Origin of the sequence: Thioalkalivibrio sp. ALE9 (assembly GCF_000377445.1) — a bacterium.
Classification (GTDB): domain Bacteria; phylum Pseudomonadota; class Gammaproteobacteria; order Ectothiorhodospirales; family Ectothiorhodospiraceae; genus Thioalkalivibrio.
Map to the genome: position 1 here is coordinate 391,424 of NZ_KB898123.1, position 22,258 is coordinate 413,681.

The window sequence follows — 22,258 nt, forward strand, 5'->3', positions numbered from 1 at the left end:
GCTCAGCGGCCGTCTTGTTCGCGCTTGAAGCGCGTGAAGTTCTGGTCCTTGTAATGCCCCTCGGCTACGAACTCGCCCAGCTGGAGGAACTCGCGGACGTCGCGCGTGGCCCCGGTGAACCGGGCGATGGGTTCGCCCTCGAGGTTGAAGAACTGGAACACGGGCGTGGCGCGCACCCGGTAGTCACGGGTGGCCCAGTCCATTTGGGTCTTGGTCTCGCCCTCGAAGGTGACGATCTCGATGGCGCCCTCGACGTCGACGCTGAATACGAGAAAGTGCTCGCTGAAGTATTCCTGAACCTCGGGCTGGTTCAGCACCTGGTTCTTCATGCGGTGGCAGAACGGGCAGTCGGCCATCTCGAAGAAGATCAGGATGCCCTTCTTGCCGGCCGCGCGCGCCTCCTCCAGCTCCTCGGGGAACTCGCCGAAGGTCGGGTCGAAGAAGTGGTGTTCCGGATCGCGCGGGTCTTCCACGGCGGCGGTCGTCAGGGCCGGGACGAGGAAGGCCAGCAGGGCCAGCATCAGGATCGGTGTGCGCAGCATGGTTCGTTTGCTCTCCGGAATATCTCGTCAGGCGTATGCACCAAAGACGTGCGGAAGACTGGCTTAATTCCCTTCCCCTTGCAAGGACAAAACGGGTCGCGGCCAGCGCGTCCCGGTGTCAATGGTTTTTGGAGTATCCGCGTCGCACCGGGGTTCCAATCGACAGCACCCGGGGGGCATGTTCCAATAATCGGGCCTGATCTGCGGAACCCCCTCGATGCGCAACCCCCTCTTTCCCCTGTTCGTCTTTCTCGGTCTGGTACTGCTCGAGATCTTCGGCTTTGCCTGGGTGGGCGACGCCGTGGGCGCCCTGATGACGGTGGCGCTGGTGATTATCACGGCCGCGGCCGGGCTGCTGCTGTTCCGGTTGCAGGGTTTCTACCACTGGCGCCGTCTGCAGCAGAGCCTGGCGCGCGGGGAGGTGCCGGCGCGGGGTCTGGTCGAAGGCTGGCTGCTGATGAGCGCCGCCGTGTTGCTGTTGCTGCCGGGTTTTTTCACCGATGCCGCCGGCTTCGTGCTGTTGATCCCGCCGCTGCGGCGCTGGGCGGCGGACGGCATCCTGCGTCGCGGCATGGTCCGCGCACGTGGGGCTGGCCCTGGCGGCGCACAGGGCAGCGACACCATCGAGGGCGAGTTCCGCCGTCACGAGGACGGTGGCGAGCCGCCTGACGACCGGCTCGATCACGACGACCGTCGCTGATCTCCCCGCGGTCTCCGGATTTGTAACGCGCGCCCTTGACTCGCCTTTGTGTGCCCCTATTATTAGCACTCGTCAGGGGCGGGTGCTAACAGGGTGCCCGTCCGACACCCCAACTTTCCTGTTGCAGACACTTTATAAGGAGTTCGCACCATGAACCTGCGGCCTTTGCACGATCGAGTCATCGTGAAGCGTATGGAAGAAGAGCGCACCACCCCCGGCGGCATCGTGATCCCGGATTCCGCGGCCGAAAAGCCGATCCGCGGCGAGGTCCTGGCGGTGGGCAACGGCAAGATCCTGGATAACGGCGAGTCCCGTCCGCTGGACGTGAAGGCCGGTGACAAGGTCCTGTTCGGCAAGTACTCCGGCACCGAGGTCAAGGTCGAGGGCGAAGACGTCCTGGTGATGCGCGAAGACGACATCATGGCCGTCATCGAGGGCTGAGGCCCCGTCCCGCGTCCGTCTAACACGAATTTTCAGGAGTAGAACGAATCATGAGCGCTAAAGAAGTACGCTTTGGTACCGACGCCCGTACCCGCATGGCCAAGGGCGTGAACACCCTGGCCAACGCCGTGAAGGTCACCCTCGGTCCCAAGGGCCGCAACGTGGTACTGGACAAGGCCTTCGGCGCCCCGACCGTGACCAAGGACGGTGTGTCCGTGGCCAAGGAGATCGAACTGGAAGACAAGTTCGAGAACATGGGCGCGCAGCTGGTCAAGGAAGTCTCCTCGCAGACCTCCGACGCCGCCGGTGACGGCACCACCACCGCGACCGTGCTGGCCCAGTCCATCGTCCGCGAAGGCATGAAGGCGGTCACCGCCGGCATGAACCCGATGGACCTCAAGCGCGGTATCGACAAGGCCGTCAAGTCCGCGACCGAAGAGCTGAAGAAGCTGTCCAAGCCGTGCACCGAGCACAAGGCGATCGCGCAGGTCGGTTCGATCTCCGCGAACTCCGATACCGCCATCGGCGAGATCATTGCCGATGCGATGGACAAGGTCGGCAAGGAAGGCGTGATCACCGTCGAGGAAGGTTCCTCGCTGGAAAACGAGCTGGATGTCGTGGAAGGCATGCAGTTCGATCGCGGCTACCTGTCGCCCTACTTCATCAACAACCAGCAGAACATGAGCGCCGAGCTGGAGGATGCCTACATCCTGCTGTTCGACAAGAAGATCTCGAACATCCGTGATCTGCTGCCGATCCTGGAAGGCGTCGCCAAGGCCAACAAGCCGCTGCTGATCATCGCCGAGGACATCGAGGGCGAGGCCCTGGCCACGCTGGTGGTGAACTCCATGCGCGGCATCGTGAAGGTCGCCGCCGTGAAGGCCCCGGGCTTCGGCGATCGCCGCAAGGCCATGCTGCAGGACATCGCCGTGCTGACCGGTGGCCAGGTGATCTCGGAAGAGGTCGGCCTGTCGCTGGAGAAGACCACGGTGGAAGACCTGGGCCGCGCCAAGAAGGTGCAGGTGACCAAGGAAAACACCACGATCATCGACGGCATGGGCACCAACAAGGACATCAAGGGCCGTGTTGACCAGATCCGTGCGCAGATCGAGGAAGCGACCTCCGACTACGACAAGGAGAAGCTGCAGGAACGCGTGGCCAAGCTGGCCGGCGGTGTTGCGGTGATCAAGGTCGGTGCCGCCACCGAGGTCGAGATGAAAGAGAAGAAGGCCCGCGTCGAGGACGCCCTGCACGCCACGCGTGCGGCGGTGGAAGAAGGCGTGGTCCCCGGCGGTGGCGTGGCCCTGCTGCGTGCCTGCGCCGCGATCACCAAGCTCAAGGGCGACAACGAAGAGCAGACCGCGGGTATCAATATCTGCCGCCGTGCGATGGAAGAGCCGCTGCGCCAGATCGTCTACAACTCCGGTGACGAGCCGTCCGTGGTCCTGAACCAGGTCCTGGAAGGCAAGGGCAACTACGGCTACAACGCCGCCACTGGCGAGTTCGGCGACATGATCGACATGGGCATCCTGGATCCGACCAAGGTGACCCGTTCCGCACTGCAGAACGCCGCGTCCGTGGCAGCCCTGCTGATCACCACCGAGGCCATGATCGCCGACATCCCGAAGAAGGATGACGGTGGCGGCGCCGGTGGCGACGACATGGGCGGTATGGGTGGCATGGGCGGTATGGGAGGCATGGGCGGCATGATGTAAGCCGCGCCTTCTCCGTACATCGCCGATGTACCCGGGACCCCGCTTCGGCGGGGTCTTTTTGTCTGGCGCGACGATCGGCCCCAGTGTGGTCTCGTGGGTCGGCGCCGCGTCAGGGAACCCTTAATGCGACTGTGTGTCCCTTGAGATACGCGGGATCCCCGCAGGGGCTGTTGCAATGACGTGACAGTCCCGCCGAAAGTGGCTGGATCCCGGCCAGTTTGCGGAATGTGACGGCGTTGTGATGCCGATACAAAAATTGCGTCTCGTTGCGTGCAAAACCCGAACTTGTGTGCCAGTATCAGGGTACTGTAGAGGGCTTGGCGCAAGGAGCTCGCTGCTTTGGATTACGTATGCGCGTGCGACACTGGTTTCCGCACGACCGCAAACGGGGTCCGACGTCGATTGTTTTTACATGGAGGCTATGCAATGAATCATAAGCTCGTTAAGAATCTTCTGGCCGCGTCCGTGGCTTCGCTGGTGCTGGGCGCCGCCGGGCAGGTCGTTGCGCAGGAACCGCCGGCCGCGAACGTCACCGACCGCAGCGGCAAGGTCGTGGTCGATCGCTCTGGTGAGTGCGTGCGCACGCGTTCCTGGGCCCCGGAAAACGTGAAGTTCGAACAGTGCGCGGGCTACATCCAGGAAACCGCCGAAGCCCCCGAGCCCGAGCCCGCTGCTGCCCCGCAGCCGGAGCCGGAGCCGGAATTCACCACTACCACGCTGAGCGCCCAGGCGCTGTTCGACTTCGACAGCGCCGAGCTGCGCTCCGAAGGCCGTTCCGCCCTGCGTGACCTGGCCCGCAGCCTGACCGCCGACGACGCCGAGTACAGCTCGGTGCTGGTCGAAGGTCACACCTGCACCATCGGCCCGGCCGACTACAACCAGGGTCTGTCCGAGCGTCGTGCCCAGGCCGTCGCCGACTTCCTGGCCAGCGAAGGCGTGCGTGAAAGCGACATCCGCACCGTCGGCTACGGCGAAGACCGCCCGACCGCCGACAACTCCACCCAGGCCGGCCGCGAGGCCAACCGCCGCGTGGAAGTGACCTCCGACGTGCGCCAGCGCGCAAACTAAGGTCGCTCGCAATACCCCGGCCGCCGGTTCGCCGGCGAGCCGGTGCAAGGCCCCGCTTCGGCGGGGCTTTTTTGTGCGTGTTCCCCCGCCAGGTCGCCGATGAATCCCTCTCCGCTCCCGGGTTGACCGGGTTGGCGCGAAACGCCCTTCAGTCTGCGTTAATCTTGTGCCCCTAGACTGGGTCCAGATATCTGGAGAGGCCGATCATCATGACGATCCATCGAATCCCGAGACGCAATCCGTTCGCGGCCCTGCTGGGGGCCGTTACCCTGATGGCGGGCTTGGTGCTGACGCCCCCGGCGGCGGCCGGTGGCGTGGAGCGTGCGACCGATCTGCGGGCCCTGGCCGGTAACGGTGATGGACGACCGACCGTGATCATGTTCGCCTCCAGTAGCTGCCCCTACTGTGACCGGGCGGAACAACAGCACTTGGGCCCGATGGCCGAGGATCCGGCCTTTGCCGAAGTGCATATCCGTAAGGTGATGCTGGACCGGGACGAGGTCCGCGACTTTGATGGCGAGACGCTGCCCGGGAATCGCCTCGGCCGGAATTACGGGGTGCGTGTCGTGCCGACCATCATGGCCTTCGATGCCGAGGGTCGTCCGGCCGGCACGCCGCTGGTGGGCATCCCCAACGAGCAGCTCTACCGTAGCCAGATCCGCACCCGCATCGAGGCGGCGCGCAACGGGGCCCGCGACGCCTCGGGCTAGACCGGGCGCGGGACGAAACCGTCGGACTCAATGTGAGCGTTTGCTTTAGTCAGTCTGCCAGCCGGGCGGAGCAATATCCGGTAGACCGGTCGGCGGCATTCCACACATGGAGAGTGGCCCGGAGTGCGTGACACCCCAGTGTGAGTGCGTAGCGGTATCGGATTCATTTACCGATGCGGGCAAATACCTGATCAAGCGCGTCGGGCCAGGCTTCGCCTGGGTCGCCCAAAATACTGCGCAGCGACGATTTGTCCAGCCGCGAATCGGGTGGCCGAGGGGCGCGCGTAGGGTACTCGCTGGAAGCAATGGGCCGGATTCGGCACGGGCGCGAGAGGAGACCGCCCAACCAGGCGCGTGCATGGATCGCGACTGCGAAATCGAACCAGCTCGCCACGCCCGCATCGGTCCAGTGGTGGATGCCGTGAACCTCCGACTGGATCGCCGCAAAAATCACTCTAGCCAGTCCCTTGGTGCTGGTGGGCGTGCCGATCTGGTCTTCGACAACAGTCAGGGATTCTCGCTCTGCCATAAGCCTGAGCATCGAATTCAGGAAGTTCTGGCCGGTCGCTGAATATACCCATGCGGTACGCAGTACAAGTGCGCGGTCGCCCAGGATCTCAAGCACGGATTCCTCCCCTCCGCGTTTGCTGGCGCCATACACGTTGATTGGGCGTGTTGGGTCATCCGGACGGGCGGGTCGCCCGAGCGTTCCGTCGAACACGTAGTCGGTGGAGATCTGGATGAGCCTTGCGCCGGCGCGTTCGGCAGCCTGGGCGAGATATGTCGCCCCGGTCTGGTTTGCCGCAAATGCTTGTTCGCGGGCCTGCTCTGCCTGATCGACAGCCGTGTATGCAGCGGTGTTCACGATCCAGTCGGGTCGCAGGGCGCCAACGGCCTCGGTTACCGAGGTTTCCGATGTGATGTCCAGTGAAGCGCGATCCAGCGCGCGGAGCTCCATTCCCGCAGGGGGGGTGGCCGCCAGTTCTTGTCCCAACTGCCCGTTTCTTCCCGTGATGAGGACGCGTGTCATTCGGGCGTCTCGAGGTATTCGGGAAGTCTGGAATCCGGGATATCCGCGAGCGCTGGAGCTGCGGAGTCTTTGTCGGATAGCGAGATATTGACCAAAGGCCAGTCAATCCCGATGTCCGGGTCGTTCCAGCGGATGCTCAGTTCGCATTCCGGACAATAGGTGTCGGTGCATTTGTAACTGAACAGCGCCGTGTCGGATGCAACGCAGAACCCGTGGGCAAACCCTTCCGGTATCCAGAACTGTCGGTGGTTCTCGGCCGACAGCCAGACTCCGGCCCATACGCCGAAGGTCGGAGACCCTCTGCGTACGTCTACCGCCACGTCAAACACTTCGCCCTGCAGGACTTGAACGAGTTTGCCCTGCGCGCGCGGGTGCTGCAGGTGGAGCCCGCGCAGAATTCCAGCGCGCGAAAACGACAGGTTGTCCTGGACGAACTGGTCGGGAATCCCGGCTTCCGCATATCGGTCGCGTTGGTACGTCTCGAGGAAGTAGCCGCGACTATCTCCGAATATTTTGGGCTCGACAACCAAGACGCCGGGCAGGGAAGTCTCGGTGATCTTCACGGGTTCACCGCCGGGATTTCATCAAGAAGCTCCAGAAGGTACTGACCGTACTGGTTCTTGCTCAGGGGGCGGGCGAGCGTCTCGAGTTGTGTACGATCAATGTACCCGCAGCGAAAAGCGATTTCTTCCGGGCAGGCCACCTTGAGGCCTTGCCGTTTTTCGACTGCCTCGATGAAGCTGGAAGCCTCGAGCAGTGATTCATGCGTTCCTGTGTCCAGCCAGGTCATGCCGCGGCCCAGCATCTCCACATCCAGCAGTCCTCTTTCGAGGTAAAGGCGGTTGATGTCCGTGATTTCGCGCTCGCCCCGATTGGATGGTGCAACCTGGGACGCCAGATCACATACCTGTTCGTCATAGAAGTATAAGCCGGTGACTGCGTGTCGGGAACGCGGCTTTGCGGGTTTTTCCTCTAGTGCGACAGCGATTCCCTGGTCATCGAATGTGACGACTCCGTAGCGCTCAGGATCCTGGACAGGGTAGGTGAAAATGGTTCCTCCTCGAGATCGTTTGCAAGAATTTCTCAACAGGCTGGAAAGGTCGTTTCCATAGAAGATGTTGTCCCCCAGGATCAGTGCGCTTGGGTGCCCCTTGATGAAATTCCGGCCGATCACCAGCGCTTCGGCTACGCCGCCGGGCTGTGGCTGCACTGCATATTGGATGGTCAGCCCCCACTGCTGACCATCCCCCAGAAGTTGCTGGAACCTTGGCGTGTCCTGAGGGGTGGAGATGAGCAGAATCTCGCGGATACCAGCCAGCATCAGCGTGCTCAGCGGGTAGTAAACCATCGGCTTGTCGTAAACAGGCAGGAGCTGTTTGGAGACCGCCTGGGTGACCGGGTAGAGGCGCGTTCCCGCGCCACCAGCAAGGATAATGCCGCGGCGTCGGCTGTTGTTCGTTGGGGGTTCTGTCATGCTGATCGGCTGCGTTGTAGGGGGGTGGCCCTGTATGGTTCAGGCCCGGGTGATCGGGGTGTTTGGTGAGAGGCCGGCACGTTCCAGACGGTATTCGCCGGAAAGGACACGGCGCCACCACCACTCGTTCTCTAGATACCAGTGGACGGTTTTGCGAAGCCCACTGTCGAAATCTTCCTGAGGCTTCCAGCCGAGTTCCGAGCGAATCTTGTCATCGTTGATGGCGTAGCGGTAGTCATGTCCGGGGCGGTCCGCCACAAGCTCGATCAATTCCCGATGTCGGGACGTTTTGCGACGGTTCGCAGGTATGGCCTCGTCCATCAGGCTGCAGAGGGTTTCTACTACCTCGAGGTTGCGTCGTTCCGTGCGCCCGCCAATGGTATAGGTCTCGCCGGGTTCGCCACGCTCCAGTATGTGGATCAAGGCGCGAGCATGGTCTTCGACGAATAGCCAGTCTCGGATGTTGTCGCCACGCCCGTACACTGGCAGGGGTCGCCCTTGCAGTGCATTCAGAACCATGTGGGGGATCAGCTTTTCCGGGAACTGAAACGGACCATAGTTGTTCGAGCAGTTCGAGATCATCACGGGTAGCCCATAGGTGTGAAACCAGGCGCGTGCGAGATGGTCCGAGGCCGCTTTGCTGGCGGAATAGGGAGAGTTGGGGCGATACGGCGAATCCTCGTTGAATGCTCCTGAGTCGCCCAGCGTCCCGTACACTTCGTCCGTCGAGACATGCAGGAAGCGAAGGCGCTTCTGTTGCGTCGGTGCAAGTCCCATCCAGTACTGCCGGGTGGCTTCAAGCAGGTTGTGGGTTCCCGTGATGTTCGTCTCGATAAACGCACCCGGGTTGGTGATCGAACGGTCCACGTGAGACTCGGCCGCCAGATGGAGTATCGCGTCCGGTTCGTGACGCGCGATGGCCTGAACAACCGCCTGAAAATCGCGAATGTCGACACGATCGAACGTGTAGGATGAGGACGCCTCGACCGAACGGAGCGAATCGAGGTTTCCCGCGTAGGTCAGGCAGTCCAGGTTCACCACATGTGTGTCAGGGGCGTTCGCGAGCAGACGAACGGCTGCGGAGCCGATGAAGCCGGCTCCTCCGGTTACGAGTATGGTTCGGGGCATGATGCTGTCACACGATGTCGTAGTGAGAGGCGACCGTTCCGGCCGCCGACAAAACGCTGAACTATACCAGCCGACGACCAACGAAGGCGTGATCGAGTGCGGCAACCAGATGACCGGGCGCCCATGGGTGCATGTTTCCGGGGAGCATCTAGCGGTATGATTGATGGCTTACGTGCGGAAAGTCGCGCTTATATAGTCGAAGTTGCCTCTCGGGCAACGGTTCTCCCAAGCCAGTGAGCCGCGAATGAGCGTTCAAGTATCCCCTCTCGAACCCGAGCAGCAAGCCGTTGCTGACGAGGCGCTTGCTGCATGGCTGGCTTCGGAGGGCAGGCTTCGCGACGCCGACCTCGCGCGCGGGCGGCGCCTGGCGCGCAGTGAGGGGCTCGACTTGATGGCCGTTCTGCTCCGGCTTGGTGTAATCACGGAGCGTGATCGCGCCGAAGCGCTGGCCGCGACAGGACCCTGGCGCCTCTGGACGCAGGACGACTTCCCCGATGTGATCGAACACCCGGACGGCATTTCTCGGCGCTTTCTTGCCGAAGCGAGGGTCGTGCCGGTGAAGCGCGAAGAGGCCGTTATCGATCTGGTGATGTCCGACCCCCGAGATGACTACGTGATTGAGGCGGTGCGATTGGCCACCGGTAGCAAGGTGGTACCGGCCATTGGTGTGCCTGCCGAGATCGCGGCGGCCCTGGAGCGTATCGTCCGCCCTGACCAGGAGGGGGCGGAAACGGTGGCGGATCTCGAGGGCGAGGATGACATCCGCGAGGAGGATGTCGAGCATCTGCGCGACATGGCCAGCGAGGCGCCCATAATCCGCCTGGTGAACCAGATCCTCCAGCGAGCGGTCGAGTCTCGAGCATCGGATATCCACATCGAGCCCTTCGAGGGCAAGCTCAAGGTGCGCCTCCGAATCGACGGTATCCTGCATGACATTGACGCCCCATCGTCGCGCTCCGCTGCGGCTGTCATTTCGCGGGTCAAGATCATGGCGCGGCTGAACATCGCCGAACGCCGCCTGCCGCAGGACGGTCGTATCAAGGTTCGGGCGCTGGGGAAGGAGTTGGATCTGCGGGTGTCCAGTGTTCCAACGATGCACGGCGAGAGCGTGGTGATGCGTCTTCTGGACAAGGAGAGCATTGTCTTCGATTTCGCAAGGCTGGGCTTCGAGGGGGAGGTTCTGGATCGATTTCTCGAAGTGCTCTCATTACCGCATGGCATCCTTCTTGTGACGGGGCCAACCGGTAGTGGCAAGAGCACGACGCTCTACACTGCACTGTCTCGATTGAACACGCCCGAGGCCAAGATCCTGACCGTGGAAGATCCGGTCGAATACGAACTTGAGGGTGTAAACCAGATTCAGGTCAAACCCCAGATCGGCCTCGATTTTGCTGCGGCGCTCCGCAGCATCGTTCGTCAGGACCCCGACATCATCATGATTGGTGAGATGCGCGACCTGGAAACGGCGCAGATTGCCATGCAGTCGGCCCTCACGGGGCACCTTGTATTGAGTACGCTGCACACGAACGATGCCGCGGGCACGGTGAATCGGCTGCTCGACATGGGGGTGGATGACTACATGCTGACGTCCACCGTCAATGGCATTCTGGCGCAGCGTCTTGTGCGGCGACTGTGTCCCGACTGCTGCGAAGAGCAGCCAGTGCCCGATTCCCTTCGCGATGAGCTGGAAAAGGCTCCCGGGGCGCTCGAGCATGGAATGCGGATGCGCAGACCGGTTGGGTGCGAGGCGTGTTCTCACACGGGCTATCGGGGTCGCCTGGCCATCGTCGAGTTCCTCGTCCTGACCGAAGAAATCCGCAGCTTGGTCATGCGCCACGCTACCTCTCACGAGATTGATCGCGCCGCGCGGGCCGAGGGTATGCGCACCATGTACGAAGACGGTCTTGACAAGGTCGTGCGAGGCCAGACCACGCTGGAAGAGGTGCTTCGGGTAACCTCCGACTGAATATGCCAACGTTCTACTACAAGGTGGCAACCTCCAGTGGCGAGACGGCTGAGGGAGAACTCGAAGCCGTCGACGAAGCGGCGGCCGTGGCTCAGCTTCAGGCGGCCGGTCACATCCCTATCCGGGTGGCATCCGGGGGCGGCTTCAAGTGGGCCGCTTTCCCGACAGCGGGGCGCCTGCGGTCTCAGGAGTTGCAAATCTTTACGCAGGAGCTAGCCACGCTCCTGGCCGCGGGTCTTCCGCTCGACCGCTCCCTCCAGATCCTCATTGACCTTGCCGATCGTCCGCGGACACGTCAATTAACGGAGCGTATCCTCGAGTTTGTCCGCGGCGGGGGCACGTTGTCGGATGCCTTGGAAGCGCAAACCGGAACCTTTTCCAGGTTCTACGTGAATATGGTGCGCGCCGGCGAGATGAGCGGGAGTCTCGAGCAAGTGCTTCATCGGTTGTCCGACTACCTCGTTCGCTCGCGAGAGTTGCGCGACAGCGTGGTTTCAGCGTTGGTGTATCCGGCAATCCTGCTGACGGTATCCGTGCTTTCGGTGCTGATCTTGATGGTCTTCGTCGTGCCGCAGTTTACGCAGCTGTTCGAGGATGCAGGCGAAGCGCTGCCATTGCTGACCCAGATGGTGGTTGGAGCGGCGGAATGGCTCGGTAGTTACTGGTGGAGTATCCCGCTGTTCGTCATTCTTGCGGGTTTCTACATGCACCGTCAGTTGGGCCACCCGGATTCGCGCGAGCGCTGGGACCGGGTAACCCTTCGGCTGCCCCTGGTCGGCGAGCTGGTCCGGCGGCTCGAGGCGGCGCGTTTCAGTCGCACGCTGGGTACTCTGCTGGGCAATGGCGTACCACTTCTGGCAGCGCTGACAATCGTGCGCGAGACTCTGTCGAACCGCTTGATGGTGCGTGGTGTCGATTCCGCAATCGAAGGCCTGCGCGGTGGCCAAGGGATGAGCGAGCCGCTGAAGGAAAGCGCCCTGCTTCCCAAGCTGGGCATGCAGATGATCCAGGTCGGTGAAGAGACAGGGCAGCTTGAGGGAATGCTGATTCAGGTGGCAGACCTCTATGATCGCGAAGTTCGCACCGCTGTGCAGAGGATGCTGTCGCTCTTGGAGCCGTTGCTCATCGTGACGCTCGGAGTGGTGATCGCGCTGATCATCATCTCGATTCTGGTCGCCATTGTGAGCGTGAACGAGCTGGCGTTCTGAGTCTTGCCGCGCCACATTGATTATCGGGGCACGGATTGAATATCTGCCCATTCCGCCTACAATCGGCGGTCCTGTTTTCTATCTGTTACGTCCGGATCACCCCCGGCAGGAAAGAGAGACGCATGAGTCATCCGCGAGTATGCAGTTCCCGGCGCGCAGTCGGTTTCACCCTGATCGAGCTTCTGGTGGTGCTCGTCATTCTCGGGTTGCTGGCCGGTCTGGTGGGGCCGCAGGTTATGCGGTATCTGAGTGACTCCAAGACCCAGACGGCCGAACTGCAGATCCAGGAGATCGAAGCGGCGCTCGACCTCTATCGAATCGACGTAGGGTCCTACCCCACCACCGATCAGGGCCTCCAGGCACTGGTCCGGGAACCGGAAGGCGTCCGAAACTGGAACGGCTCGTACCTGCGGCGCAACCAGGTGCCACTCGACCCTTGGGGAAACGCGTTTAACTACCGTAGCCCCGGTGAACACGGCGCGGTAGACATCTGGACCAATGGAGCCGATGGCCAACCGGGTGGTGAGGGCGAGAATCAGCCTGTCAATAATTGGGACTGACGCGGCGGGTCCGGCGGAGCAATTCAGACTGCCAGGGATACGGATGAGCAGCCCAGCCGTCCCTTCGCGGACTACCCGTTCGTGTTCTCCCAAGCCCCCCCGGTGCCCTGGCTTGTCCCGCGGTGATCACTCGATATCGATGGGCGGTGCGGATTGGTGATGGCCCGGCGTCCGCATGGCTTCACCCTCATCGAGCTGCTGGTAGTGCTTGCCATCCTGGCAGGTGTTGCGGGTCTGATTGTCGTCCAGTTCGAGGGCGCCCTTTCCGGCATGGAGACGCGTGCTGCCGCGCGGGATGTCGCGTCGGCATTACGGGCGGCGCGAGGGCGCGCCATCGCGACTCAGCAGGAAACCGCTGTGGCGGTGGATGTGGAGCGACGCCAGTACCGTCTCGTAGGCTTTTCCGGAGAGGGTGTCCATGCGTTTTCGCGAGCGATTGACGTCGATTTGCTTACCGACCGCACTTCGCTGTTGTCGGAGACCGAAGGCCTGATTCGGTTCTTCCCTGATGGCTCCTCGACCGGCGGGCATGTGACACTGACCTCCGATGCCGGCCAGTACACCATCGAGGTGGCCTGGCTGACGGGGCGGGTACACCTGCGCCCCGGGCCCGCGCCGGAGGGTGGCTGATGTCCGGATTGCGCCGACAGCAAGGATTCTCGTTGCTGGAGGTCCTGGTGGCATTTGTGATCATGGCGCTCGTGCTCGGCGTTCTGTTCCAGGTGTTCGGGACTGGGCTGCGAACGACCGCGGCGGCCGATGAATACGCGCAGGCGGCGACGCTGGCGCAGGGTCGCCTGGCGCTTGCGGCCGACACGCCGCCGCTCGAGGCGGGCACTCGGGATGGACATTTCGCAGGGACACCGTTTCGCTGGGAGCAACGGATTCAACCACTGCAGGTGGACGCGCCGCGGCCGGACGATTTGGCGGCCTTTCAAGTGTCCATTCGCGTCTGGTGGCCGTCGGGTCGCGGTGAACGCGAACTGGTCCTCGACACCATTCGTTTGCAGCAGGCCCCATGAAATCCGGGATTCGCGCGTCCCGAACGGGTGGTCTGCGTCGTTGTGCTGGCGCCAGGGGCTTCACGCTCATGGAAACGCTTGTGGCGCTGGTCGTGTTGAGCCTGATGCTGGTGATCCTGTTTTCCGGGCTCAGGATGGGTGCGGGGAGCTGGGACGCTGCTCAGAACCGTGTCGAAACGTCGACCGAATGGGCCATTGCCGCGCGGTTTCTGCAGCAGCGCCTGTCGTATGCGCTGCAGGTGGACTGGCATGAGCCAGCGGAGGGTCAGCCTTCCCTTGCTTTTGTTGGAGAGCCAGACCGAATCGGGTTTGTGTCAACGCTTCCCGCGCACCTTGGGGGCGGGGGGCTTCGCTGGGTGGAGTTCGAAGTGGGGCGCACTGATCGGGGGCACGGGCTGCTCTTGCGCCATGGGCTTTTTCATCCCGATACGTTCGATGCGGGTGGGCCCCACCGACGAGACTCCGAGCTCCTTCTGGAGGGCGTCCAGGATCTAGCCGTACGCTATTACGGCCGTTCCGCAGAGGACGAGGTTTATCGCTGGCATGACCGATGGGCTGACGACAACATGCCGCATCTTGTTGCCTTGCTGCTCACTCGCGACGACGGCCGTGAGCTGGTGCTCGCCGCACGCTCCGGGCACCGCCCAGCCGATACGGCCCCGCTATTCCCCTGGGAGGTTCGATGAGGCTGGTTCATCGTAGCCTTTCGGGACAGAGATCCCGGTCCGGCATGGCACTGGTCCTGGTCTTGTGGATTATCACGCTGCTGTCCGTTGTGGCGGCCAGTTTCTCGCTGGGGGTCAGAAGGGATGCCGGCGCGGCTCATCACCTGGTGGAAGAGGCGCAGGCCCGGGCGGCGGCTGAGGCGGGCGTGCGGTTGGCGATGCTTGGGCTTGTGCACCCGGATCGCGAAAGACGATGGGTCCCGGGCGAAGGTGTCCGGCGGATCACATGGCAGGGCGTGGACCTCGAGATCGAGCTTGCGCTCGAATCCGGTCGAATCGATATCAATGAAGCGCCGCGGGAGCTGCTTGAGGCGGCCCTGGCTGAGGCCGGCGTCGAATCCGAATCGATGCGCAATACCCTCGCGGGCCGGATTATCGCGTGGCGTGGTGGCCGGGATTCTGATGCTGAACCGGATGGGCAGGCGGAGTACGCCCGAATAGGGCTCGAATACGGGCCTGCCGGGGAGCCGTTTCGCGCGGTCGAGGAGCTGCTCCTGATTCCCGGAATCGGGGCGGCCGAGTTCAGGGCCCTGCGGCCGATGGTGACTACGTTCTCGGGGGCCCGGGGGGTTGATCCCTCGCAGGCGCCGCCCGAAGTCATTCGGGCGCTCCCCGATCTTGACCAGGAGACCGTGGATCGATGGCAGGCGGACCGGGCGCGGGCCTTGCGGGAGGAGCGTCAGCCGCCGGCGCTGGCGGCGCGGCATGTGGTCTCGGGCGGAACGGATGTGCATACTGTGCGGTCGACGGCACAGCTGCCTTCTGGTGCCCGGCACACGGTGCGGGCTGTCATTCAGGAAGCAGATTCCACGGATCCCGAGCCGTTCCGGATTCTTCACTTTCGTCAGACCCGATAGGGGGCGCAATTCAGGATGTGCGTTCGTACTGCTGCCTCGGTGTTCCCCGGTCTGACCTGGTTTCCGGAGTGGGAGCACGCAGTGCCCTCCTCGGGGACGGAATCCCGCGAGCAAGGGGCTTCGGCCTGCCGTGAAGGCGCGTTCGGTATTGGTATCGCCGTTCGGAGTGGCCGATGCTGAACCTTTCGGTGCTCCGCCCGCGGCTTCTCCGGTGGCAGCATCAGGGGGCGTCTTTCCTGCGCTGGTGGCTGCGCGAGCTGGTTGGCCTGCTGCCGGCCGGCTGGCAGGAGAATGTGCGCCTGGGGCGCGAAGAGCTGGTCCTGCAGTGCAATGGTGCAGCGGCGGTCCTGGAAAGGCGGGGGATCGCCAAGTCTGAGGTGCTCGCTCGATTCGAAGTTCAGGATGCTGCGGACACTCCGCCCGCCGGCCTGCCGGATTCGAATGATTCGGCCTTCCATGCCGCGAAGACCCGGTGCCGTCGGGTTCTGGAGCTGGCCCAGGGTTCGGGCGTTCTGGTCCGGGATATCACTTTGCCGCAGGCGGCGAGCTCCAACCTGCAGCGCGTGCTTGAGTACGAGATGGACCGGCATACGCCGTTTCCGGCCAGTCAGGTCCATTTCGGCTACCGGCTGGTCGAGCGGCTTCCCGCGACCGGGCAGATTCGGGTGCGTCTCGTCGTGATGCCGCGCGAAATACTGGACACCTGGCTGTTGCGCCTGGGTGACTGGGATCTCTATCCCGAGGCCGTTCGTGCCGCAGGCGAGGCGGGTATCGACCTGCTTCCGGTCGACCGCCGGCGCCGACGAGGGGGCATGCCGGGGCCGAATGTCTGGCTCGCGGGCATGGTGGTCCTGCTCCTGGTTGCGCTGGTCGTGGCGCCATGGTGGCTTATGCGCGAACAATATTTGGATCTTCGCGCGGAGCTGCAGCAACTGCAGCCCCAGGCCCTGCAGTCGCAGGAGCTGCGCGACCGACAGCAGGAGCTCCGGCAGGAATTGACCCGTCTTCCCGAGCTCAAGGCCGAGCACCCGCCTCTGGCGGATGCGGTCGTCGAATTGGCCCGGATCCTGCCCGACCATACCTGGCTGACAACGCTTCAGTGGCGCGGAGACCGGTTCACCTTGCACGGCGAGTCCGATGCCGCATCGGGGCTGATCGCCCTGATCGAGGCTTCGCCCTATTTCGAGCGCACGAACTTCACGGCGCCCATCAGTCGTGACGACCGGGGACGCGAGAGCTTCCAGTTGGCGACCCGGCTACGCCCCATGGCCGACATCGGGGGGGGGCTGGACCGAGTGGCGCCCGGAGACGGGGACACGCCCCCGGCTGGAGCCGGCGGCACCGAGACGCCGGTGCCGCTGGAGGTGGACCCATGAATCGGCTGGAACAACTGCAGCCGCGGGAGCGGCGGATCCTGGCGGTCGGAATCCTGGCAAGCCTGATCCTGATCGCACTGCTTGGCGTGGTCGTCCCGGTTGTGCAGAAACTGGCGTCCAGTGCCGAATCGGTGGCCGACGCGGGCTTCCGACTGGAGCGTGTGCAGGACGCCGCAGCGCAGCTCCCGGCGGTCGAGGCCGAGGTATCGGCGCTCGAGAGGGCGCTCGATCAGCAGGGGCTGACCCAGCGGGAATCGAGCGAATCCCTCGCCACGGCCGCGCTGCAGGAGCGGGTTGCGGCCATCATTGCGGACCATGACGGGAACGTGCAATCCACGCGGGTGCAGGCGGCTTCGGACGAGGATGGTCTGCAGCGGATTGGCGTGCGTGTCCAGTTCGAGGCGGGCAGCGAGTCGCTGGCTGGCATCCTCCAGGCGATCGACCGTGCCCGGCCTTTGTTGTTTGTTGAACAACTGAGTGTGCGCGCCAGCCGTGAATTCGATCGCCAGCGCCGTGCCGATTACCGCGGCAAGACCGACGTCACCCTCGAGCTGTCCGCCTACTGGAGGCCGGAACAATCGTGACGTGGCGCACATTTTTGATCATTGTCGTCGTGACGCTCCTGCTGGCGCTTGCCGTGCAGCTCGCGGGCCTTCGTGTGTGGATGGATCAATACACGCCGGATCGTGTGGTTCAGGAGAGTGGTGTTCAGGATGTCGAGGTGGCGCCCCTGCCGCTCCCGGATGCCACCGAATGGCCGGAGCCTGGCAGTATGGCTGCTTTTCTGGAGCGCCCGCTGTTCAGTGCTTCGCGGCGTCCGTACGTCGCTGAACAGGAGCCAGAGGCCGAAGACGAGGCGGACGCAGAGCACGAGGTGGAGCCTCTTGCGATCCAATTGCGGAGCGTGGTTCTGACCCCGCATGACAAGCACGTCTGGGTGCAGCGTGAAGAGGAAGAACGTATGCATCGCCTGCGCCCCGGCGATGAACTGGATGGCTGGGTCCTCGAGTCCCTGGATGCGGGGGGCGCCGACTTTTCCAGCGAAGGCGCAACCCAGCGTGTACCATTGCGCCCGCAGGACTCCCGCTCGCTGGACATAGACCGCGTGCCGTTGGGTCAGCCGGCGCCGCCGCTGCCCTGACCCCCCCCGCGTGCTGCCCGCGCGCAAGCGCCCAGCCCGCGGATGCCCCGATTCACATGGTGTGCAGTACGCCCCAGAGATTGGCTATGAAACGAACGCGTAACAGCATTGAACGGATTACCCCAGGCCTTGGCAAGGCGCTGGGGATGACTCTGGTCGCGGTGGGGCTGGCCGGTTGTGCCACCATGCAGCCCTCGGATACACCGGAAACGGAGGGGGCGGTCTCGCAGGAGGTGATGGAGGTTCTCGAGCGGGGTGACGTGGCACGTACGGATCCCGCAACCGAGATCGAACCCCTCGAGCCGGCTGCGGAAGAGCCGGCCCGCGACCTGGTGCAGATCTACCCCGGTACCGGCGAGCTGTTCGATCGCGAAGTCGCCGCCGGCGCCATCACGCCGAGCGACGAGCCCGGCGAATACACGCTGAATTTCGAAGGGGCCAGCCTGCGCGAGGTCGCCAACTTGATTCTCGGGGACATGCTGGACCGCAACGTGCTGATCGACCCCGGGGTTGAAGGGCGAGTCACCCTGCAGACCACCCGCCCGCTGCCGGAGTCCGCGTTGCTGTCGGTGCTGGAGGAGCTGCTCCGGATCAACGGCGCCGCGCTGATCGAGGGCGAGGGCATGGTCCGGGTCACCCCGCGCGCGGGCGCCTTGCGCGGCCAGGCCACCCCACGGCTGGGGAGTGATCAGGCGGGCTTGAACGTCCGTATCGTGCCCCTTGAGTTTGTCGGTGCCGCCGAGATGGCCACGATCCTGGAGCCGTTTCTGAGCGAAGGCGGGCTTGTCCGGGTCGATGGTGCCCGCAACCTGCTCATTCTCGCGGGCACCCGGCGCGAACTGGCGAACTGGCAGGAAACGATCGATATCTTCGATGTCGACTGGCTTGCGGGGATGTCGGTTGGCCTGTTCACGCTCCAGAATGCGGACGCAGTCGAACTGGCCGAGGAGGTCGACCAGCTCATGAATGCCGAGGGCGAGTCGCCAATGGCCGGCATGTTTCGCGTCATTCCGATTCAGCGCCTGAATGCGGTGATGGTGGTGACCCCGCAGCCCCGCTATCTTGAGGAAGCTGAAACCTGGGTGCAGCGGCTGGATCGCACGCGAGACATGCAGGCGGCCCGCCTCCATGTCTATCGCATGCAGCATCGCCGGGCGACCGATGTGGCAGATGTCCTGGGTGATGTCTTCGGTGCTGAAACCAGCTCCACGGAACGCACGCGCAGTGAGCGGGACACTCGGTCCGGGCTCGCCCAGGGTGCCGAGCCGGCCTTGATCGGCAGCGGCGGGGAACGCCAGGGGCAGGGGTTCTCCAACCTTTCCGGTCAGGACCGTGGCGAGCGCGGCAACCCGGGCTCTACCAGTAGCGGCATGGGCGGCAATGCGGCCAGTTCATCCGACAACGGGGACCCTGACAACGGCCTGCTCTCCGGCCGCACCCGTATCGTGGCGGATGACGGCAACAACAGCCTGCTGATCTACGCCAACACACCGGATTACGAGATCCTGGAACGGGCCCTGCGCCAGCTGGATGTGGCTGCTCGGCAAGTGCTGGTGGATGCCAGCATCATCGAGGTGACGCTCGAGGACGAACTGCGCTATGGCGTGCAGTGGTTCCTCGAGAACAGCGTTCGCGGCTACCAGGGCGAGGGTGTCTTCGGTCGTAGTGACTCGCTGTCACGCCAGTTCCCCGGATTCAACTATTCCCTGGTCGACAGTGCGGGTCAGGTCCGCGCCGTCTTGAGTGCCCTCGCCGAAGATTCCATGGTCAACATCCTGTCGACCCCGTCCGTCATGGTGTTGGACAACCACAGCGCCACCATACGCGTGGGCGATCAGGTGCCGGTGCGGACCTCCGAAGCGACCAGCGTGGTGACCGACAATCCGGTGGCCATCAGCAACATCCAGTTTCGCGATACCGGTGTGAACCTGCAGGTCACGCCGCGCGTGAATGCCGGCGGCATGGTCTCCCTGGATGTGCTGCAGGAAGTGAACGATGTCTCGGAAACCACAACCTCCGGGATTGATTCGCCCACCATCCAGCAGCGCTTGATCGAAAGCTCCGTCGCGGTGCAAAGCGGCGAGACAATTGTGCTGGGGGGGCTGATGCGTGACCAGACGTCCTCCGGTCAGATCGGCGTGCCCGGCCTGCGCCGTCTTCCGCTGCTGGGGAACCTGTTCTCCACCACCACGGAGATCTCTCGCCGCACGGAACTCCTCGTGCTGTTGACCCCTCGGGTCGCCGAAAGCTCGGCCGACACGCGCGCGATCACGCAGGAATTCAAAGAGCGAATGCGCGGCCTTGGTGGCCTGCGCGACCAGTGGGAGCGGCAGCAGACGGGGGATGCTCTATCGTCAGAGACCCGGGAGCCATCGGATGAGCCTGCCCCGGTGCCGGAACCATGATGCCTCGCGAACGGCCCGGCTTGCACCACACGGCCGCTTCAGCCGCACCGAACTGGTGCGTTGTGGCGTGCGTTTCGGGGTGTTGCATTGTGCGCACGCAGGGTGTCGCGAAAATGTCATCAATCCCGCGCAGAATCCCTCGAAACCGCTTGTAACGGGTGTTGTTTTTTATGGGCGGCTCGTGTAGCTTCCCTGAGAACCCGTCGGGATTTCCTCCCGGGGTTGACGGTGGTCCCGAACCCGCGCGGTTGGCGGGGCCGGAAATGGAGAATGGTCTGGCAAGGGCGCCTGCGCCCCTTGGTCCCGAAAGGGCCCGCCGTTGACCAGGCAACACAGGGGGTTTTGCAACCAAGTCGGCGCGACCGGCGAGCACTGTGGTCGGGGCCAGGTTTTTTGAGCCAATCCCGATTCCCACTGGGGGATTGCATAATCCGTAGGGTGTGGTTTAAATACCGTCCTGAGGTCGCAGCGCGATCCGGTAGGGGTGGCAAACCCGTGAAGTAGAAATTTCATGTTCACGAAGAAGAGGGAAACTCGAATGATGTTTAAAACTCGTAAGCTTACGACGGCCCTGCTGGCCGCGGGGCTCATGTCCACCTCGATGCTGGCGTCCAATGCCAGCGCGGTGACTGTGTCCGACAACGGCGCCGGCAGTGCTGCGGTTGTGCCGTACTACACCATCAACGAAGGCTGGCGCACCCTGCTGAACGTTACCAACACCACCGACAACTCGATGGTGATCAAGGTTCGTCTGCACGAAGCCCGCAACTCCCGCGATGTGCTCGACTTCAACGTGGCCCTCAGCCCGCGTGACGTCTGGACCGCCTGGATCAGCGCCGACGAGAACGGCCGTCCGGTCCTGCGCACCGAGGACACCTCCTGCACCATCCCGCTGAGCGTTCGTGACAGCGGCGCCACGGCCAACGAGCTGGCCTACTCCGGTACCTTCAGCGATCACACGGATACCGACGGCGACATCAGCCGCATGTCCGAAGGCTACATCGAAATCCTGACGATGGGCGAAGCCCCTGCGGGCGCCGAAGATACCGTGGACAGCCTCCCGTGGGCGGCCAAGCATGTTGACGGCGTGCCGAACGACTGCGGCATGGTCGACAGTGCCTTTACCGCCGACGCCGGCACCTGGGCCCCGGCCGACTTTGGTGACGCTATTCCGGGCGAAGATGGCTCCGGCGATCCGGCCGCCCGCGGTGAGGGTGCCTATGGCCCGATCATGAGCAGCACCCCGCTGAAGGTCAACGCCTCGCTGGTGAACCAGAGCCGCGGTATCGCCGCTGGCGTCGAGTCGCTGCACCTGGCGGATTACGGTATGGGTCAGAACTTCGTCACCGCCCAGCAGTTCCCGTACTTCCTGGAGCCGACCCTGGTCTCCGGTACCCAGCTCTGGTCCATGAGCGGCCTCGGCGACTTCACGGATGCAATTGGCCGTAGCACCGTGGCCAATGAGTGGGCCTCCAACCCGCAGACCGGCGCGGCCACCGACTGGGTGCTGACTTTCCCGACCAAGCGCTTCCATACCGACGTGGACGGCGACAACATGCAGGCCGCCTGTAACGCCTACCGTAACGAAGGTACTGGCGGTGGTTCGTTCCTCAGCACCTGGGAAACGGATCTCCAGTGCCCGGGTAACATCTTCGGCAGCGAGACCTTCCAGGCCGAAGACAATGGTCGTGCTCCGATCGTCGTGGGTTACGATATCTACGACCGCGAAGAGGGCAGCTTCCGTGTCGAGACCGATGGCACCACCGTGTCCCCGGCCCCGCCGCCCGAGGTGACCATCGACACCCTGATCTACGAGGCCAACGTGGTGAAGATCGCTCGCAACGCGAGCGAGATGGAATCCGCGCTGAACTCCGCGATCGCCCGCTCGGTGGATACCAACCAGCTGGTGTCCAACGCCAACACCGGTTGGGCCGAGATCTCCTTCGGTGCTGACGGTGATTCCTCGCTGCCGGTTACCGGCTTCATCTTCAAGCAGCGTGACTTCGGGGATCCGAGCCGCAACTACGGTCAGGCGACCGAGCACGCCTACGACACCAACGTCACCATCGACTAAGCGCTGGAGCCGTAATTGGCGATGTTGTAGGCAATCCCAAGTCCCTGACTTGGAGTGTCGCGGCCCACGGGTCGCGACACAAAGAAGAGGCCGTCACCTTCGGGGGGCGGCCTTTT

The 22,258-nt window shown here is 63.6% G+C and carries 22 protein-coding genes; 17 read left to right on the forward strand and 5 right to left on the reverse strand.

Annotation, left to right across the window (positions count from 1 at the left end; genetic code table 11):
- Positions 1-2: 2 nt before the first annotated feature.
- Complete coding sequence (locus tag D106_RS0105065) at positions 3-542, reverse strand: thioredoxin family protein (protein WP_018865888.1); 540 nt, start codon at positions 540-542, stop codon at positions 3-5.
- A 217-nt stretch (positions 543-759) separates the two neighbouring features.
- Between D106_RS0105065 and D106_RS0105070 the strand changes: the two genes are divergently transcribed.
- The 5 genes from D106_RS0105070 (at position 760) to D106_RS0105090 (ending at position 5,176) form a co-directional block, all read left to right on the forward strand.
- Entirely contained in the window at positions 760-1,242 is a 483-nt protein-coding gene (locus tag D106_RS0105070; protein WP_018865887.1) for an FxsA family protein, read from the forward strand.
- A 150-nt stretch (positions 1,243-1,392) separates the two neighbouring features.
- On the forward strand, positions 1,393-1,683 hold the full coding sequence (gene groES, locus D106_RS0105075) for a co-chaperone GroES (RefSeq protein WP_017942807.1): 291 nt from the start codon (positions 1,393-1,395) through the stop codon (positions 1,681-1,683).
- Positions 1,684-1,733: 50 nt separating this feature from the next.
- Entirely contained in the window at positions 1,734-3,398 is a 1,665-nt protein-coding gene (gene groL / locus D106_RS0105080; protein WP_018865886.1) for a chaperonin GroEL, read from the forward strand.
- A 426-nt stretch (positions 3,399-3,824) separates the two neighbouring features.
- On the forward strand, positions 3,825-4,466 hold the full coding sequence (locus tag D106_RS0105085) for an OmpA family protein (protein ID WP_018865885.1): 642 nt from the start codon (positions 3,825-3,827) through the stop codon (positions 4,464-4,466).
- A gap of 209 nt (positions 4,467-4,675) precedes the next feature.
- The gene (locus tag D106_RS0105090; RefSeq protein ID WP_018879386.1) at positions 4,676-5,176 is read left to right on the forward strand and encodes a thioredoxin fold domain-containing protein; all 501 of its coding nucleotides are present in this window, start codon (positions 4,676-4,678) and stop codon (positions 5,174-5,176) included.
- A gap of 163 nt (positions 5,177-5,339) precedes the next feature.
- Here D106_RS0105090 and rfbD read toward each other — a convergent pair whose 3' ends face one another.
- Genes rfbD through rfbB form a run of 4 tightly spaced genes read right to left on the reverse strand, consistent with a single transcriptional unit; the run spans position 5,340 to position 8,808 of the window.
- On the reverse strand, positions 5,340-6,206 hold the full coding sequence (gene rfbD, locus D106_RS0105095) for a dTDP-4-dehydrorhamnose reductase (protein WP_018879387.1): 867 nt from the start codon (positions 6,204-6,206) through the stop codon (positions 5,340-5,342).
- Complete coding sequence (rfbC, locus tag D106_RS0105100; protein ID WP_018879388.1) at positions 6,203-6,769, reverse strand: dTDP-4-dehydrorhamnose 3,5-epimerase; 567 nt, start codon at positions 6,767-6,769, stop codon at positions 6,203-6,205. The genes rfbD and rfbC overlap by 4 nt, the downstream gene beginning before the upstream one ends.
- Entirely contained in the window at positions 6,766-7,680 is a 915-nt protein-coding gene (rfbA, locus tag D106_RS0105105; RefSeq protein WP_018879389.1) for a glucose-1-phosphate thymidylyltransferase RfbA, read from the reverse strand. Before rfbA ends, rfbC begins: the two co-directional genes overlap by 4 nt.
- Positions 7,681-7,719: 39 nt before the next feature.
- Positions 7,720-8,808 carry a dTDP-glucose 4,6-dehydratase gene (gene rfbB / locus D106_RS0105110; protein ID WP_026280568.1) on the reverse strand — a complete coding sequence of 363 codons (1,089 nt, stop codon included), beginning with the start codon at positions 8,806-8,808 and terminating at the stop codon, positions 7,720-7,722.
- Positions 8,809-9,052: 244 nt separating this feature from the next.
- Between rfbB and gspE the strand changes: the two genes are divergently transcribed.
- The 12 genes from gspE (at position 9,053) to D106_RS0105170 (ending at position 22,142) form a co-directional block, all read left to right on the forward strand.
- Complete coding sequence (gene gspE / locus D106_RS0105115; RefSeq protein WP_018879391.1) at positions 9,053-10,774, forward strand: type II secretion system ATPase GspE; 1,722 nt, start codon at positions 9,053-9,055, stop codon at positions 10,772-10,774.
- Between the two features lie 2 nt (positions 10,775-10,776).
- A complete protein-coding gene (locus tag D106_RS0105120) occupies positions 10,777-11,982 on the forward strand; it encodes a type II secretion system F family protein (RefSeq protein WP_018879392.1) in 1,206 nt (401 codons plus the stop codon).
- Positions 11,983-12,104: 122 nt separating this feature from the next.
- Positions 12,105-12,542: a type II secretion system major pseudopilin GspG gene (gene gspG / locus D106_RS0105125; protein WP_018879393.1), complete on the forward strand. Its 438-nt coding sequence runs from the start codon at positions 12,105-12,107 to the stop codon at positions 12,540-12,542.
- Between the two features lie 159 nt (positions 12,543-12,701).
- Entirely contained in the window at positions 12,702-13,172 is a 471-nt protein-coding gene (locus tag D106_RS0105130; protein WP_018879394.1) for a GspH/FimT family pseudopilin, read from the forward strand.
- Positions 13,172-13,564: a prepilin-type N-terminal cleavage/methylation domain-containing protein gene (locus D106_RS0105135; RefSeq protein ID WP_018879395.1), complete on the forward strand. Its 393-nt coding sequence runs from the start codon at positions 13,172-13,174 to the stop codon at positions 13,562-13,564. The genes D106_RS0105130 and D106_RS0105135 overlap by 1 nt, the downstream gene beginning before the upstream one ends.
- Positions 13,561-14,250, forward strand: coding sequence for a prepilin-type N-terminal cleavage/methylation domain-containing protein (locus tag D106_RS0105140; RefSeq protein WP_081620058.1), 690 nt, complete (start codon positions 13,561-13,563; stop codon positions 14,248-14,250). Before D106_RS0105135 ends, D106_RS0105140 begins: the two co-directional genes overlap by 4 nt.
- A 44-nt stretch (positions 14,251-14,294) precedes the next feature.
- Positions 14,295-15,146, forward strand: coding sequence for a general secretion pathway protein GspK (locus D106_RS0105145; protein ID WP_018879397.1), 852 nt, complete (start codon positions 14,295-14,297; stop codon positions 15,144-15,146).
- Positions 15,147-15,319: 173 nt separating this feature from the next.
- Positions 15,320-16,522: a PilN domain-containing protein gene (locus D106_RS0105150; protein ID WP_018879398.1), complete on the forward strand. Its 1,203-nt coding sequence runs from the start codon at positions 15,320-15,322 to the stop codon at positions 16,520-16,522.
- Positions 16,519-17,106: a type II secretion system protein GspM gene (gspM, locus tag D106_RS0105155; RefSeq protein ID WP_018879399.1), complete on the forward strand. Its 588-nt coding sequence runs from the start codon at positions 16,519-16,521 to the stop codon at positions 17,104-17,106. The genes D106_RS0105150 and gspM overlap by 4 nt, the downstream gene beginning before the upstream one ends.
- A complete protein-coding gene (locus D106_RS0105160; protein WP_018879400.1) occupies positions 17,103-17,663 on the forward strand; it encodes a hypothetical protein in 561 nt (186 codons plus the stop codon). Before gspM ends, D106_RS0105160 begins: the two co-directional genes overlap by 4 nt.
- An 86-nt stretch (positions 17,664-17,749) precedes the next feature.
- Entirely contained in the window at positions 17,750-20,068 is a 2,319-nt protein-coding gene (gene gspD, locus D106_RS0105165; protein ID WP_051077449.1) for a type II secretion system secretin GspD, read from the forward strand.
- A gap of 538 nt (positions 20,069-20,606) precedes the next feature.
- Positions 20,607-22,142, forward strand: a complete 1,536-nt coding sequence (locus tag D106_RS0105170; RefSeq protein WP_018879402.1) for a hypothetical protein — start codon at positions 20,607-20,609, stop codon at positions 22,140-22,142.
- Positions 22,143-22,258 lie beyond the last annotated feature (116 nt).